General features: G+C 70.6%; 13 protein-coding genes. 4 read left to right on the top strand and 9 right to left on the bottom strand.

Annotated features, from left to right (window positions below; all coding sequences use genetic code 11):
* Nucleotides 1-21: 21 nt before the first annotated feature.
* The 4 genes from PV646_RS00460 to PV646_RS00445 all read right to left on the bottom strand — a co-directional run bounded on the left by PV646_RS00460 (nucleotide 22) and on the right by PV646_RS00445 (nucleotide 5,635).
* Nucleotides 22-4,212 (bottom strand): DUF8616 domain-containing protein, encoded by a 4,191-nt coding sequence (locus PV646_RS00460; RefSeq protein ID WP_500339444.1) that lies wholly within the window; start codon nucleotides 4,210-4,212, stop codon nucleotides 22-24.
* The gene (locus PV646_RS00455) at nucleotides 4,212-4,517 is read right to left on the bottom strand and encodes a type VII secretion target (RefSeq protein WP_500339443.1); all 306 of its coding nucleotides are present in this window, start codon (nucleotides 4,515-4,517) and stop codon (nucleotides 4,212-4,214) included. Before PV646_RS00455 ends, PV646_RS00460 begins: the two co-directional genes overlap by 1 nt.
* Before the next feature lie 35 nt (nucleotides 4,518-4,552).
* Nucleotides 4,553-5,116, bottom strand: a complete 564-nt coding sequence (locus PV646_RS00450; protein WP_500339442.1) for a YbaB/EbfC family nucleoid-associated protein — start codon at nucleotides 5,114-5,116, stop codon at nucleotides 4,553-4,555.
* Between the two features lie 144 nt (nucleotides 5,117-5,260).
* Nucleotides 5,261-5,635, bottom strand: a complete 375-nt coding sequence (locus PV646_RS00445) for an FKBP-type peptidyl-prolyl cis-trans isomerase (RefSeq protein WP_500339441.1) — start codon at nucleotides 5,633-5,635, stop codon at nucleotides 5,261-5,263.
* A 163-nt stretch (nucleotides 5,636-5,798) separates the two neighbouring features.
* Here PV646_RS00445 and PV646_RS00440 point away from each other — a divergent pair, with 163 nt between their 5' ends.
* Both PV646_RS00440 and PV646_RS00435 read left to right on the top strand, forming a co-directional pair.
* Nucleotides 5,799-6,611 carry a S1 family peptidase gene (locus tag PV646_RS00440; RefSeq protein WP_500339440.1) on the top strand — a complete coding sequence of 271 codons (813 nt, stop codon included), beginning with the start codon at nucleotides 5,799-5,801 and terminating at the stop codon, nucleotides 6,609-6,611.
* A gap of 55 nt (nucleotides 6,612-6,666) precedes the next feature.
* Nucleotides 6,667-8,622: a beta-propeller domain-containing protein gene (locus PV646_RS00435; RefSeq protein ID WP_500339439.1), complete on the top strand. Its 1,956-nt coding sequence runs from the start codon at nucleotides 6,667-6,669 to the stop codon at nucleotides 8,620-8,622.
* Here PV646_RS00435 and PV646_RS00430 read toward each other — a convergent pair.
* Nucleotides 8,612-9,367, bottom strand: coding sequence for an EI24 domain-containing protein (locus PV646_RS00430; protein ID WP_500339438.1), 756 nt, complete (start codon nucleotides 9,365-9,367; stop codon nucleotides 8,612-8,614). The two genes, PV646_RS00435 and PV646_RS00430, sit on opposite strands and share 11 nt — an antisense overlap.
* 56 nt (nucleotides 9,368-9,423) lie before the next feature.
* Nucleotides 9,424-10,140, bottom strand: coding sequence for a GNAT family N-acetyltransferase (locus tag PV646_RS00425; protein ID WP_500339437.1), 717 nt, complete (start codon nucleotides 10,138-10,140; stop codon nucleotides 9,424-9,426).
* A 103-nt stretch (nucleotides 10,141-10,243) separates the two neighbouring features.
* Here PV646_RS00425 and PV646_RS00420 point away from each other — a divergent pair, with 103 nt between their 5' ends.
* A complete protein-coding gene (locus tag PV646_RS00420; RefSeq protein ID WP_500339436.1) occupies nucleotides 10,244-10,609 on the top strand; it encodes a hypothetical protein in 366 nt (121 codons plus the stop codon).
* Here PV646_RS00420 and PV646_RS00415 read toward each other — a convergent pair.
* Together PV646_RS00415 and PV646_RS00410 are read right to left on the bottom strand one after the other, a co-directional pair.
* Nucleotides 10,580-11,500, bottom strand: coding sequence for a YihY/virulence factor BrkB family protein (locus PV646_RS00415; protein WP_500339435.1), 921 nt, complete (start codon nucleotides 11,498-11,500; stop codon nucleotides 10,580-10,582). The genes PV646_RS00420 and PV646_RS00415 overlap by 30 nt on opposite strands.
* Complete coding sequence (locus PV646_RS00410; protein ID WP_500339434.1) at nucleotides 11,487-11,672, bottom strand: hypothetical protein; 186 nt, start codon at nucleotides 11,670-11,672, stop codon at nucleotides 11,487-11,489. Before PV646_RS00410 ends, PV646_RS00415 begins: the two co-directional genes overlap by 14 nt.
* 83 nt (nucleotides 11,673-11,755) lie before the next feature.
* Here PV646_RS00410 and PV646_RS00405 point away from each other — a divergent pair, with 83 nt between their 5' ends.
* Entirely contained in the window at nucleotides 11,756-13,369 is a 1,614-nt protein-coding gene (locus PV646_RS00405; protein WP_500339433.1) for a hypothetical protein, read from the top strand.
* Here the strand turns inward: PV646_RS00405 and PV646_RS00400 are convergent.
* Entirely contained in the window at nucleotides 13,362-14,504 is a 1,143-nt protein-coding gene (locus PV646_RS00400) for a cysteine desulfurase-like protein (RefSeq protein WP_500339432.1), read from the bottom strand. The genes PV646_RS00405 and PV646_RS00400 overlap by 8 nt on opposite strands.
* Nucleotides 14,505-14,506 lie beyond the last annotated feature (2 nt).

Below are 14,506 nucleotides of genomic sequence, written 5' to 3'. Positions count from 1 at the left end.
GGCCCGAACCGTCCTCTCGTTTCACAGCGACATGTCGAAGTGCTTCTCGTTGTAGCCACCGTACTCGGCCGTCGGGCCGCTGCCGTTGACCTTCGCCTTGACGACCGTGAAGTCGAGCTCACCCGCCATCTGGGCCATCTCGAGCTCCTTGGCCAGCGCCTTCTCGGCGGGGGTGCCGTGCGCGGCCATGTTCGCGATGACGCTTTCGACGTACTTGGGGTGGCCCTGCTGGTAGTTCTGCCCGTCGAGGCCCTTGCGCGTGCCGAGGTCGGCGTTGGGACCCTTGGCCTCGACCACGACCATCCGGGTCTCGCCGGTCTTCTTGTCGGTGACCTCGTAGACCTGGTCGAAGCGACCGGCGCCCTTCACGTCGGGGTCGTGCCTCGGCGTGACGTCGAAGTCCTCCGCCGGGTACCTGTCGCGCATCGCGTCGGCCGCGGCGTGCTCGCCGAGTTCCTCACCGACCTCGGTGCGTTCGTGGTGCGCCGCACGACGTTCGTCGGTGGTCGCCGGGTCGGCGTCGTTCCCGCCCGCGATCTCCTTCTGGTACTCGGCCTCGGCGGTCTTGGTGCGCTCCAGCGAGGTCTCGCGGCGGTCGATGATGTCCTGGGCGGCGGTCCTCTGGTCCGGCGTGGCCGAGTGGTTGACCTCGGGCATGTCGGAGCGGAACTGCGCGGGCGTGTACGCGTCGGAAGAGGCCTCGAAGTTGCCGGAACCCCGCGGGTTCTCCACGAGCTTCGGCACGGTCTCGCCGTTGGCGTCGACCTGGTTGGCGTTCTTGCGGCTGTAGTCGCCGTTGCTGTTCGGGCCGTCGTAGTACTTGTCCCGGAAGTCCTTGTCCCTGAGCTTTTCCTCCATCAGGGCGGGAGGATTCCGGGTCTCGATGTGCACCGGTGTGTCCGGGATCTGCCGCTGCGCCATGCGGTCGCGCGCGTCGGACGGGTCGACGTCCTTGTCCTTGTCGTGGGTGCCGGGCGCGAAGCCGTCGTCACCCGTCCTGGACCTGGAGCCGTCGGGGTGGTGGGTCTCCCACTCGCCGTTCGGCGGGATCTTCGGCTGGCGGGTGCCGTCCGGGAGGATCTCGGGGTCGCTCGTGAAGACGCGGCCGTGGCTGTCGGTCCAGGCGGGCTTGGTGGGGGCGAGCACCGGCGCGTCGAGGTGCCGCGAGAGCTGCTGGGCGAAGTCGTTGCTGCCGGCGTCGCAGCCGATCAGGCGAACGGGCCTGCTGCCGTCGTAGCCGGCCCGCCGGAGCATGTCGGCGTATTCGGCCGGGGTGTAGTCGTGGCCGCCGACACGAGCCCTGCCGTCGGGGGTGATGTGGACGTCGGCGGTGAAGTAGCGCGGGTCGTTGGGGACGCGGTGGGGCAGGTCGCCCATGTCCCGGTCGCCGCCGTGGTGGGAGACGCCGGCCGGGGTGTTCTCCGCGTGGCGGGCGTGCGCCTCCTCCGGGGTGGGGCGATCCGCGGGCGGGGCGTCCGGGTCGTTGTTGCCGGGGGAGTCGCCGTCGTGCGGCTTGTCCGGGGTGTTGTCGTGCGGGGTGTTGTCGTGCGGCTTGTCGGCGTCCGGGCCGTGGTGGGGCGCGTCCGGCTGGTGCGGGGCGTCGGCGTCCGGGCGGTGTGGGGGTGCTGCTGTGTCGGTGCCGCGGGAGCGGGGGGCGTCCGGGCTTTGAGGGCTGTGGGGGCTCTGGGGGCGTGAGCCGTCGGGCCGGTTGCCGTCGGGACGGTTGCCGGGGCCGCTGCCGTCCGGGCGGGACGGGGCGTCGGGGCGGTGAGGAGCGTCCGGTCGCGACGGCGAGTTGGGGCCGCCGTGCGGGGTGTTCGGGCCGTGCGGCGCGTTGGGGCCGTGCGGCGCGTTGGGGCTGTGCGGCGCGTTGGGTGCGTCGGGCCGCGTCGGTGCGTTGGGACCGCTGTGCGGTGCGTCCGGGCGCGACGGAGCGTGTGGCGCGTCTGGACGCGACGACGGCGCCGTGGTGCCGCCGTGAGGTGCGTCGGGGCGCGCTGGGCCGCCGTGCGGCGTGTTGGGGCTGTGCGGCGCGTCAGGACGCGACGGTGCGCTGGGACCGCTGTTGTGCGGAGCGTTAGGGCCGCCGTGGGGGCCGGACGGGCTGGTCGGGCGGTTCTGCGGGGCATCCGGGCGGGACGGGGCGTCGGGGCGGTGAGGAGCGTCCGGACGTGACGGTGCGCTGGGGCCGCCGTGTGGTGCGTTGGGGCTGTGCGGCGCGTTGGGGCCGCCGGTCGGGCGGGAGGGCGGGGCGTCCGTGCGCGGCTGCGGTGCCGACGGGGAGTGCGGGGCCGGGGAGTGCGGGGTCCCTGGTGAAGGAGCGTGCGGGGGCGCCGCGGACGGGGTGTGGGTCGGTGCCGCGGCCGAGGGGGAGGTGGCGCGGCTCGGTGGCGTCGCGTCGGGGCGCGCCGCGTTCGGGGCACCGGTCGACGGGGAGTGCGGGGTGCCCGCCGAAGGTGCGTGCGGAGCTCCTGCCGACGGTGCGTGCGGCATGCCGCCTGACGGTGCGCCGCTGGAAGGCATCGACGGCGCGGACGGCGTCGACGGGGAGTGGGGCATCTGCGGTGCGGACGGCGTCGACGGGCGGGGTGGGGCGTCTGCTCGGGCCGCTGACGTCGAGGCGTCCGGTGTGCGTGGGGCGGGGGCGCCCGAGCCCAGGTCGCCTCGGCTGCCCGGGGTGCCGGTCCAGCCCTGGCCGCCGGCCGTGGGACGACCTGCCGCCGGAGCGGAGGGGGCGTTGCCGCCCGCGTTCGGGGCGCCGCCCATCGGGCCCGACTGGGCCGGGGACGACGGTGAGCCGTCCGGGGATCGCGGTGCGGGCGGGGCGGTCGGGACGTCCGCGCGGGCCGGGGCCTCTGGCGGTGCCACCGAGGACTGGACGGTCTGGCCGGTGTTGCGGGGAGCGGGCGCGTCCGGGGTGGACGACGGGGCGGCCGGGGCGTGCGGGGCGCTGGCGGAAGGACCGCCCGGGCCTGCGGGGGAGGACGGCGCGCTGTCGGGTGAACGCGGTGCCGATGTGGGCGAGGCGGTGTCCGGGATGCGCGTCGGGGCGTCGGGAGCAGAGCCGTCCGGCGTGCGCGACGGTGCCGACGGCGGGGTCGCGGAGGACGGCGACGAGCTGTCGGGAGCGCGCGAAGGGGCGTCCGGCGTCGAGGAAGGCGACGACGGTGAAGAAGGCGACGACGGCGACGACGGTGAAGAAGGCGAAGAAGGCGAAGTGTCCGGTGAGGACGGAGACGTCGGAGACGTCGGCGAGGACGGGGAGTTCGACGACGGCGAACTGTCCGGAGTGGACGAAGGTGAACCGTCGGGGGACGACGGCGTGCCACGGCCACCGGAAGGGAGGTCCGGTGTGCTGGTGCTGTGGAACAGACCACCGGGCTTGATGGACTTCGTGGAGATCACGTCGAGACCGGTGACCTTGCCGACCAGCTTGCCGACGACCTTCATGATCTTCGTGAAGATCTCGACGAGACGACCGAGCAGCGGCGAGACCTTCTTGATGGTCTTGATGAGCTTCTGGATCAGCTCGCCGATGCGCGTCGCCCACTTGGAGATCGCGGTGACGGCCTGCGCGACGATCACCGGCGTGCCGAAGCCGAGGGTGAAGACGGCCTCGAGCACCCACGTGATCAGTTTCGCGACCAGGTCGGCGATCAGGTCGCGCACCATCTCGCGGACGAACCCGACGACCATGCCCATCACGCCGACGACGGTGCCGACCGAACCCGCGGCGGAAGCCGCGCCGGACAACGCGTCCAGCTGCTCGCCGGCGGCCTTGCGGTAGGCGTCGGCCGCGGCACCGGTCCACTCGCCGGTGCCGTCGACGGCGGACTTGTAGTCGCCCGCGATCTTGCCGAGCTCCTGCGAGACGTTGCCCCACGTCGTCGAGTACGACTGGATCACCGGCGGGTCGCCCGCCAGCCAGTCCAGCGCCTCCTTCAAGGGCTGCATGTGTTCCATCAGGAACGAGGCCGCGGACGACAGCAGCGTGCCGAACGGGTCGATCGCCATCGAGGCGGCATCGGCGACCAGGCCGACGACGCCGAGGCCGCCCTCGATCCAGCTGCCCTCGGAGATGCCCTTGTACGCGTCCATCGCCGAGTCTGCGATGGAGAAGCCGGTCGCCCAGCCGTTGTCACCGGTGCCGGCGTTGAAGAAACCGGACGGTTCCGCGGGAGCCTGTGCCACCAACGGGTTCGGAGTCGACATCAGATGCCGCCCTTGAGGGTGCGGGCGATCTGGTCCTCGACCTCTTGGTAGTGCTTGGCGGTCGCGGTGACCTTCTTGGCGGTGGCGTCCATGGCCTCCGCCGCGCCCTTCAGCGCGTCCATGCCCCACTGCTCGACGGGGTCGAGGAGCATCCGGAACGGCTGGCAGATGATCCCGTACGCGTCGGTCGGCATCGACACGGTGTTCGCCGCGTCCATCGCCCCCTGCAAACGCCCGTGCAGGCCCTCCAAGGCCTTGGCGTGCGCTTCCAGCACGTCCGAGGTGACGTTGAAACCGGAAGTCATCGAACCCCCTCAAGTTCGAGCAGCGGACAGGAAGATCAGGTGAGCACGGACTCGCCGCCGAAGTCGTCGTCGTCATCCCTGGGCGGGCGACGACGCGGCGGCGGAGGAGGCGGTACGGGCCGGGACGGCGGCGGAGGAGGCGGTACGGGCCGGGACGGCGGCGGTGCGTCGTCGTCGACCCGGAAGTTGATCTCGTTGCGGTCGTACGGCGTGCGCGTCGGCTCCTCGGCCGGCGGCGCGGGGAAGTTCTTCTTGGCCTCGTTGAACAACACGTTGGCCGTCTCGTCCTGCGTGCCGATGGTCTCGGCCATGGCTTCCTGCAACAGCTCGGGAATCCGGGACTGCGCGCGCTGCAGCAGCTTCATGATCTCGCCGCTCACCTCGGACATGCGCTTGCCGGAGGCGGACTCGTTGATCACGAGGTTCTGCAGGATCCCGTTGGACCCGACCAGGATCTCGATCGAACCGTCCGAGGACCGCTCGGAGATCGTCATCCCCTGCACGCGCGTCGCCATCTCCTGGTAGCGCGCGGCGCGTTCCTGGATGTTCTGGTTCCAGTTCGCGAGCATCTGCTCGGACCCGGCGATGTCCTCGGGCACCGGTGGTTCCCTCCTGAAGCTGCGGCGGACTCAAAGGATGACGCAGGCGGATCCGATCTCGTTCCGCCCGAAAGTCAAATCGGCTGAAAAGACCAGCGGCGTCCCACTGATCGGACCAGTGGGACGCCGCTCGGTCCTGACCTACTAGTTCACGCCCAGCAGGTCGACGACGAAGATCAGCGTCTCGCCCGGCTTGATCACGCCACCGGCGCCGCGGTCGCCGTAGCCCAGGTGCGGCGGGATGACCAGCTTGCGGCGGCCACCGACCTTCATGCCCTGGACGCCCTGGTCCCAGCCCTGGATGACACGGCCGCCGCCGAGCGGGAACTGGAACGCCTCGCCGCGGTCCCAGGACGCGTCGAACTGCTCGCCGGACGAGTGCGAGACACCGACGTAGTGCACGGACACGAACTGGCCGGCCGTGGCCTCCGCACCGTCGCCAACGGTGATGTCCTCGATCAGCAGGTCGGCGGGCGCCGGGCCGTCGTGCGGGTCGACCTCAGGCTTCGTGGGGGCCATCACAACTTCCTCTCGGAACGGGGTTGTTCGCGGTCGATCCAATCACGCGCGGGCGCGCGCGGCCGAATGGCCTACGCGGACCAGCCCTACCCGGTCCGCACGGAGTCATGTCTTTCTTTAATGACCACCGGCCCTGCAGCCGGGGGCACAACAGAAGAAGGAGATGATCATGGCGGCAACCCTGCACCGCCTCCGGTCTCTGCTCGGCGCGGCACTGGCGGCGGCAACGCTGTCCATGGCCTGCGTCAGCGTGGCCGAAGCAGCTCCGACTCCGACCGCCGACGGCGAGTTCGGCACCCAGATCGTCGGCGGCACGCGCGCGAGCACGTCCACCTACCCCTGGGTCGTCTACCTGGCCACGAGCAGCGGTTTCCAGTACTGCGGCGGCACTCTCGTCGCTCCCAACAAGGTCGTCACCGCCGCGCACTGCACCGTGGGCGACGCCGCGTCGGCCGTCCGGGTCGTGGCGGGCCGCGACGACAAGAACTCCACCGCCGGCACCGTCGCGCGCGTCACGAAGATCTGGATCCACCCGAGCTACCGCGACGTGACCCTCGGCTACGACGTCTCGGTTCTCACGCTCGACCGCAACCTGTCGCAGACCCCGATCCCGTTCGCCACCTCGTCGGACAGCGCGCTCTACAACGCGGGCACCAGCTCGACGATCCTCGGCTGGGGCACCACGTCCTCCGGCGGCTCGGCCTCGCGCTACCTGCTGCGGGCCACCGTGCCGCTGACCAGCAACTCCAGCTGCACCAGCTCCTACGGCAGCGACTACAAGTCCGCGCACATGGTGTGCGCCGGCTACACCCAGGGCGGCACCGACACGTGCCAGGGCGACTCCGGCGGCCCGCTCGTGGCCGGCGGCAAGCTGATCGGCATCACGTCGTGGGGCGAGGGGTGTGCGGCCGCCGGTTACCCCGGCGTCTACGCCCGTGTCTCCGCGTACGCGGCGCAGATCCAGGCACAGCTGTAAAAAGTGGGCCGGGAAGGGTGGCAACCCTTCCCGGCCCCACTTACGTCCTCACAGCATGAACGGCAAGAAGCTGTTGGCCGGTGCCGCCGTGCTGGCCGTCGCCGGAGTGTGCGTGAGCTCCGCGGTGCGGGACGAAACCCTCGCGCCACCACCGATCGTGGACTACGGGCCGGTGCGTCTCGTCGCGTTCGACTCGTGCGACAGCGCAGTGGCCGAACTGCGCAGCGCCATGGCCCCGTACGTCACCGCGTACGGCCTCGGGGGCGCGAACATCATGTTCGCCGAGGGCATGGCGACGGACAGCAGCGCGGGCGTCGCGCAGAAGTCCGTGCCCGACGCGCCCACCGCGACGCCGCCCGCGCAGCAGCAGGGCCACTCGACGACGAACGTCCACGAGCAGGGCGTCGACGAACCGGACATCGTGAAGACGGACGGAAAACGCGTCGTCTCCATCGCCGACGGCAAGCTGCGCGTGATCGACGTGGCGAGCAGGGCCATCACCGGCACCGTTGATCTGGGCGAACGCCGCGCGAGCCAGTTGCTGGTCTCCGGCGACCGCGCGCTGGTGGTCACGGACAGCCCCGTGCCGATGATGAAACCGACGCTGCCGCCCGACCGCCCGTCGTTCGCACCCGAGTCCGGCACCGAGCTGGTGCTCGTGGACCTCAAGGGGCTCAAGGAGATCAGCAGCCTCAAGACCGACGGCTTCTACCTCGACGCCCGCCAGATCGGCGGTACCGCCCGCGTCGTCGTCCGTTCGCAGCCGCGCATCTCGTGGGCGTACCCGGACCAGACGACGAACGAAGCGGGATCGTTGCGCCGCAACAAGGAGATCCTGCAGAACGAGCCCATCACGTCGTGGCTGCCGCAGTACGAGCTGAACGAGAGCGGCGCCAAGTCGAGCGGAACCCTGGTCGACTGCGCGAACGTCAGCCATCCCGTCGTGCACTCGGGCACGTCGATGCTGACGGTGCTGACGTTCGAGCTCTCCGGTCAGCTGGGTACGGGCCGGCCCGTCTCGATCGTGGCCGACGGCGACACGGTCTACGGCACCGACCGCAACCTCTACATCGCCGACGACCACCGCCTGCTGCCGGAACTCCCTTCCAGGCCACCGGTGCAGCGCCCGATCTCCACGGCGATCCACCAGTTCGACATCAGCAAGCCGGGTCCGCCGAAGCACGTGGCGTCCGGGGACGTCAACGGCACGCTGCTCAACCAGTACTCGCTGTCCGAGCACGAGGGCGTGCTGCGCGTCGCCACCACCACGGGCACCGAGACCCGGTGTTGCTGGCGGATGCCCACGGACGTGGCGCCACCGCAGCGACCCGCACCGTCGGAGAGCTTCGTCACGACACTGCGCCGCGACGGCAACCAGCTCACGAAGGCCGGCCAGGTCGGTGGCCTCGGCAAGGGCGAGCGGATCTACAGCGTCCGGTTCATCGGCAAGATGGGCTACGTCGTCACGTTCCGCCAGACCGACCCGCTCTACACGCTCGACCTGAGCAATCCCGCGCAGCCCAAGGTCATGGGCGAGCTGAAGATCAACGGGTTCTCCGCCTACCTGCACCCGGCAGGCGACGGGAAGCTGATCGGCGTCGGCCAGGAGGCGACCGACCAGGGCAGGACGACGGGCACGCAGGTGTCGCTGTTCGACGTGGCCAACCCCGCGTCACCGCAACGGATCGCGCAGTACCACCTGCCGGAGACCAACTCCGAGGCCCAGTTCGACCCGCACGCGTTCCTGTTCTGGCCGCAGGACGGCACCCTGGTGATCCCCGTGGCGTCCTACCGGTCGCACTACGAGGTCTCGTCGCTGGTGCTGCGCCTCGACGGCAACCAGTTGCGCGACGGCGGCAGGATCGTCGAACCGTCCAGTCAGGACTACGGCGGCGGGCAGCGGCGCACGATCGTGATCGGCGACCAGCTGTGGTCGATCTCGAACGCGGGCGTGCAGGTCAACGCGCGCAACGGCCTGGCCCAGCAGGCCTGGCTGCCGTTCACGCGGTAGCGCGGTCCCCGTTGAGCAGGCGGTGCGACAACACCGTGCCGCCTGCCATCGCCGCCGGGATCACGATCAGCGCGGCCAGCGGGACCAGGCACAGCAGGTAGGTCGGCACGGCGAGCCCGAGCACCAGCCCGCGGCGGGTCGCGAGGATCTTCCTGCGCTGCTTGAACGTCCGGCCGCGGCGCGTGAACGGGATGCCGGTCAGCTCGATGCCGAGCAGGTAGCCGTTGATGCACACGGCCAGCACCGGCACGACGGTCTGGCCGATGATCGGGATGAACCCGCAGAAGAACAGCGGGATCGCGAACAGGATCGACGTGCCGACCAGCAGGAGCGTGCTGCGCAGGCCGACGACGAACCCGCGCCACCAGCCGATCTGCTCCGCGTCCGGCACACCGCCGAGCTCGTCCTCGACCTCTTCGGAGATGTACTCGTAGAACGGGCCGCCGATCATCAGCGTGATCGCGGTGAACAGCAGCACGCTCAGGCCGAGCCCGGCCGCGATCACCGAGATCCCGACGGCGACCTCGACGATGCCCTTCCAGGTGTCGCTCCACGAGTCCGCGAAACCGGTGAGCCAGTCGGCGACCGAGTCGATGTTGGTGAACAGCACGATCCAGCCGGTGATCATCAGCACCGCCGTGATGACCGCGGGCAGCGCTCCCATCAGCACGCGCTTGGGCGAGCTGAACACCAGGCTGAACCCACGCAGCAGCAGACCGACACCGGCACCGAAGTCCTTGATCACGGCCGCAGGATAGTCGGTTTCGTCCGGTGCCGAGGCCAGGTGCGGTGATTCGCGACCTAACCGGGAGGGGCGGCGATGCAGGCCGTGCCCGCCCGCCGGAACCCGACGCGTTCGTAGACCCGCGCGATCTCCAGGCTGCCGGCCGACAGGAACACCAGCTCCGCGCCCCGTGCCAGGGCGTCCCGCGCCAGTTCCGCGGTGACCGCGCCGCCGAGGCCACGCCGTCGTGCGGCCGGCAACGTGCCGATGCCCGCGATCTCCACCACGTCACCCGCTCGTTGCGCCGTGCCCACCGCCAGCACGCCCTCGCCCGGCAGATCGGCCACCGCGTGCCGGTGCCGGGTGTTCCCCTCGACGGCGCCGGCCACCTCCGCGTCCCGTTCCGCCGTCCCGGCCTCGCCGGACGCGGTGCCCGGCGACGAGAACGCCAGGTGCGCCACGACATCCACCTCGACGGGCCGCGTGCCGAGCACCCGCACGTGCGGGTGCGGCTCTGGCAGTGTCGCCGGATCGAGTACCAGCAACGGTGCTTGGAGCACCTCCAAGCCGGCCTCGACGGCGACGTCGAGCAGGCCCGGCGTCGTCTCGTGCACCCACTCGAACGCCTCGGGCACACCGAGTTCGCGCTGCCGTTCGCGCATCTTCAGCACGTCGGCGACAGTCGGCCGCCCGCCGGGGAACCTCGGCCGGGCGTAGTACGGATAGCCGTCGCCCGCCTGCACGAACAGGACCAGCTCGCCGTGTTCCTCAACGCGAGATCCCGGTCGGGGCACAGAGTCGTAAAAGCTTTCGAGAACGTCCCACACGGACGATCACGCTAGCTACCTTTGGCGGTATGACGCACGGCAATTCCCGTCCCAGCGCGTTCGAGCTGTCATGAGGGTCCTGGCCGCGCTCGTCGCCCTGCTCCTCGTCCTCACCGGCTGCGGCGGCGACCGCGAGGACCGGTTCGCCCGGCCCGGCGCGCCCAAGCAGTCACCCAGCGGGAAGTTCGTCGCGCACGCCGAGAGCGCGAGCGAGGTGCGGGTGACCGACCGCAACGGCGGTGACGTCTTCCGCAAGTCCTACGAGTACGCGACGAGTTCCCGCGCGGACGGCATCGGGGTCGTCTGGTTGTCCGCGAAGGACCAGTTGTGGGTGCTCGTCCCCGGCGACACGAGTGAGCGCATCGAGGCCGGGCCGGACGGCGTGTGGACCGCGGTCGAGGCCGAGCTACCCCGGGAGATCACGCGGCTCGGGTGACGGGTCCTTCTCGCCCTCGGCCATCCGCCTGCCGCGTTCCAGTTCCGCGTCGAACTCGGCACCGAGCAGCACGGCGATGTTCGAGATCCACAGCCACACCAGGAAGACGATCACGCCACCGAGCGAGCCGTAGGTCTTGTTGTACGACGCGAAGTTGGCCACGTAGATCGCGAAACCGACGGTGGCGAGCGCCCACAGCACGATCGCGAGCAGGCTGCCGGGGGAGACCCAGCGGAAGCCGGGCTGCCGCACGTTCGGCGCGGCCCAGTACAGCACCGCGAACGCCAGGCTCACGAGCAGCAGGATGACCGGCCACTTCGCGATGTCCCACACCGTGACGACGGTGTCGCCGAGCCCGATCGCGTCGCCGACGGTGTCCGCGACGCCACCGGTCAGCACGAGCGCGCCGAGCGTGAGCGACACCAGCACCACGGAGCCGAGCGTCAGTCCGAGCCGCAACGGCACGGTCTTCCAGAACGGCCGGCCCTCCTCGACGTCGTAGACCGCGTTGCACGCGCGCATGAACGCGCCGAGGTACCCCGAAGCGGTCCAGAGCGCCGTGAGCAGGCCGATGATGCCCAGCAGGCTGGCCGCGTCCTGGCTCTTCCGCAGCTCCTCGATCGACGACTTGACCACGTCGCCCGCCTGTCCCGGCGCGACCTGGTCGACGTACTTGAGGAGTTCCTGCGTCGTCGTGTCGCCGAGCAGCGCGAGCGCGGACGTCAGCACGATGATCCCGGGGAACAGCGACAGCACCGCGTAGTAGGTGAGCGCGGCGGCCCAGTCCGTCAGGTTGTCGTCGCTGAACTCCTTGACCGTCCGCTTGAGAACGCCCCACCAGGCGCCCTTGGGCAACCTGGTGGGGCCTTCGACGTTGTTACCTGCGGGCACGGCGCCAGCTGAAGGAACGGGTGCCGGTACCGACACCGGCGAGGTGCAACGCGAGCAGCAACAGACCGAGCACGACCAGCGTGTTCACGGTGATGACTCCACCGAGAGCTGCCTTGGCCAGGTCCAGGATCAGCGCCAAGCCGAACGAGACCGCGGCGATGATGGCCAGCATTTGTGTCCACCTCCGTATTAGGTGAGGGGCGGATACCCGGCTTCACGGGGGTGAATCGCGCCGTTCGGAGCAATGGACGTGTCATGATCGGTCCCGTGGACGTCCAGCGCTGGCAAGCAGCCGCCGTTCCGTGGTGGGTGACCAAGGTCGCGCTCGTCGGTGGGTGGATCGTCGCCTTCTACTTCGCCGTGAGCGCGAACGAGGCGCCGTGCACGGCCGCGCAGCCGTGCCTGCCGGACCCGTTGTTCTCCCTCGCGGTGGTGCCGTTGCTGGCGACGCCGCTGCTGCTGTTGTTCAACCGCGTGCTCACGGGGTGCGCGATGGGCGTGCTGTTCGGCGCGATGGACCTCGCCCTCGACGGCAGCGCGGTGGCGAACGTGGCGTTCGGGCTGCACGCCGTGGCGTGTGCGTTGGTGGCGTTGTGGACGATCAGGTCGCGCACGGATCAGCACGACGCCGCGGGCGCGACGCTCGTCTCCCTGCCGGACCTGCCACCGCAGCGCGGAGTTCTGCGGGTGGTCGCCGTGCTGCTGGTCGTGTTCGGGTTCCTGACGTTCGTCCAGTACAGCCTCACCAACGACGCGATCGAGCAGCACATCGCGAACGCCAGCCGCGTGGAGGCCGAGGTCGTCGAGGTCAAGAACACCTACGAGGTGTGGGTGGAGCTGCCGGACCGGCAGCGCGCCTCGTTCCAGCCGCTCGCGCCGGAGACCTACCACGTCGGCGACGACGTGCCGGTGCTCGCGGACGGCACGTGGGTGAGGATGGCGAACGAACCCGAGGACGTCACGTGGTGGCTGACCATCGGTGGCTCCGCGGTGTTCTTCGCGGTCATGCTGGCCGCGCGGGAACGTCGCCGCCGCTCGCTGTGGACGGGCCCGGTGAAGGCGATCCGGGTGCAGGCCCACCAGATCGGACCGCACCGGATCCTGTTGCGGCACGGCAAGAAGGACGTCGCGACGGTCACCACGCTCGCCGACCTCGGGCTGGAGGAGCCGCTCTACCACGACACCGACCAGTTCGGCCGGGTGTGGCGCGGCGAGGAGGACCCGCCGCTGCAGCACGACCCCGTCGAGGTCCTCGTCGCGGGGGAGTGGCACCACGGCGGGCAGGTGGCGTTGCTGATCGAGGGCGAGGTCGTGGCGACGAGCACGCTGAACCGCGTCCGCCCGCGCCACACCGTCCACAGTGCACACCTGCCGGGGGTGCCGGTCACCGCGGGCACGCCGGTTGAGCTGCCGCACGCGATCTGGCCCGGTGACCGGCGGCGGATCGAGGGCGCGGCGCTGCTGCTCGGCGCCGCCGGGGCGTTGATCGCGCTGAAGTACTACCCGGAGCTGATCGTGCTCGGGCTGATCGGCGTGCAGTGCGTGCTTTCGGCGGTCACGCGGTTCCAGCCGATGCTGCGCCTCGACCACAACGCGGTCGTGCTCTACACGGGCATCTTCACCTACCGCGTGCCATGGGCGCAGCTGCACGGCGTGCGCCGGTCCGGCCCCCAGCTCATGCTCGCGTTCGGCCCGCACGGCGACGTCCTCACGACGCCGCACCTGCCGGACAAGGAGGCGGGCGAGAAGCTCATGTGGGGCCGCGCCCGCTCGTTGATCGCCGAACATCCAGGCGAACGCGTGACGCGCAGGCTCAACATCAGCGTGCTCGTCGGCGCGGCCTACGCCGCGCTGATCCTGTTCATCTGAGCTTGGCCACGGCCTTGAGCAGACGGTCCACATCGGACTCGTCGGTGTACGGGCCGATGCCCGCGCGCACGGCACCCTTGTCACCCAGGCCGAGCCACCGCGAGCACTCCAGCGCGTAGAAGTGGCCGGCGGGCGCGTTCACGCCCTCGGCCCCGAGGCGGCGGTAGACCTCGGCCGGGTCCAGCCCGTCGACGGAGAACAGCACGGTCGGCGTGCGCGACGAGGCCTTGCTGTAGATGCGCACGCCGAGTTCCCTCAGGCCGCTCTCCATCTTCTCGCGCAGGCCCAGTTCGTACTCCTCCAGGCCTTCGAGCGAGCGCATGAACTCGACCGCGGCGGTCGTCCCGGCCAGCAGCTCGTACGGCAGCGTGCCCAGCTCGAACCGCTCCGGCACGGCGTTGCTCGACGGCAGCAGCTTGTCCGGCCGCAACGTCTCCAGCAGCTCCGGCGCCGCCGCCAGCACGCCGAGGTGCGGGCCGAGGAACTTGTACGGCGAACACACGAAGAAGTCGGCGTCCAACGCTTCGACGTCGACCGGTACGTGCGGTGTGTAGTGCACGCCGTCGACGTACACGAACGCCGCCATCTCGTGCGCCGCCCGTGCGATCTCGGCGACGTCCGGACGGGTCCCGAGCAGGTTCGACGCGGCCGTGATCGCGACGACGCGGGTGCGGTCGGACAGCAGCTTCGTCACCGCCTCGACGGGCAGCTCACCGGTCGTGCGGTCGAACGGCGCCCATCGCACCGTGGCGCGGGCCGCCTCGGCGGCCTGCACCCACGGCCTGATGTTCGCGTCGTGGTCGATCCTGGTCACGATGATCTCGTCGCCCGGCCGCCAGTTCTTCGACAGCGTGCGGGCGAAGTCGTAGGTCAGCTGGGTCATGCTGCGGCCGAACACGATGCTGCCGGCGTTGAGGAACTCCGCCATCGTGCGCCGTGCGGTGCGCACGACCTCCTCGGCCCTGCGTTCGGAGGCCGTGACGCTGCCGCGATTGGAGATCGCCGAGGTCAGCGTGCTCCTGACCGCCTCGGCGACGACGTCGGGCACCTGCGCGCCGCCCGGTCCGTCGAAGTGCGCGGCACCCTCGCGCAACGCGGGGAACCGGGCGCGGACCGCAGCGACGTCATAAGCCATGC

The organism is Streptomyces sp. ID05-26A (genome assembly GCF_033794685.1).
In the GTDB taxonomy this organism is placed as follows: domain Bacteria; phylum Actinomycetota; class Actinomycetes; order Mycobacteriales; family Pseudonocardiaceae; genus Lentzea.
This window is presented reverse-complemented; position numbering and strand designations above follow the sequence as displayed.

Coding starts and splice junctions, on each gene's coding strand:
- PV646_RS00405 (WP_500339433.1), top strand. CDS start 11,756: ATGATCGGTCCCGTGGACGTCCAGCGCTGGCAAGCAGCCGCCGTTCCG.
- PV646_RS00410 (WP_500339434.1), bottom strand. CDS start 11,672: ATGCTGGCCATCATCGCCGCGGTCTCGTTCGGCTTGGCGCTGATCCTG.
- PV646_RS00420 (WP_500339436.1), top strand. CDS start 10,244: ATGAGGGTCCTGGCCGCGCTCGTCGCCCTGCTCCTCGTCCTCACCGGC.
- PV646_RS00440 (WP_500339440.1), top strand. CDS start 5,799: ATGATCATGGCGGCAACCCTGCACCGCCTCCGGTCTCTGCTCGGCGCG.
- PV646_RS00445 (WP_500339441.1), bottom strand. CDS start 5,635: ATGGCCCCCACGAAGCCTGAGGTCGACCCGCACGACGGCCCGGCGCCC.
- PV646_RS00435 (WP_500339439.1), top strand. CDS start 6,667: ATGAACGGCAAGAAGCTGTTGGCCGGTGCCGCCGTGCTGGCCGTCGCC.
- PV646_RS00460 (WP_500339444.1), bottom strand. CDS start 4,212: ATGTCGACTCCGAACCCGTTGGTGGCACAGGCTCCCGCGGAACCGTCC.
- PV646_RS00455 (WP_500339443.1), bottom strand. CDS start 4,517: ATGACTTCCGGTTTCAACGTCACCTCGGACGTGCTGGAAGCGCACGCC.
- PV646_RS00400 (WP_500339432.1), bottom strand. CDS start 14,504: ATGGCTTATGACGTCGCTGCGGTCCGCGCCCGGTTCCCCGCGTTGCGC.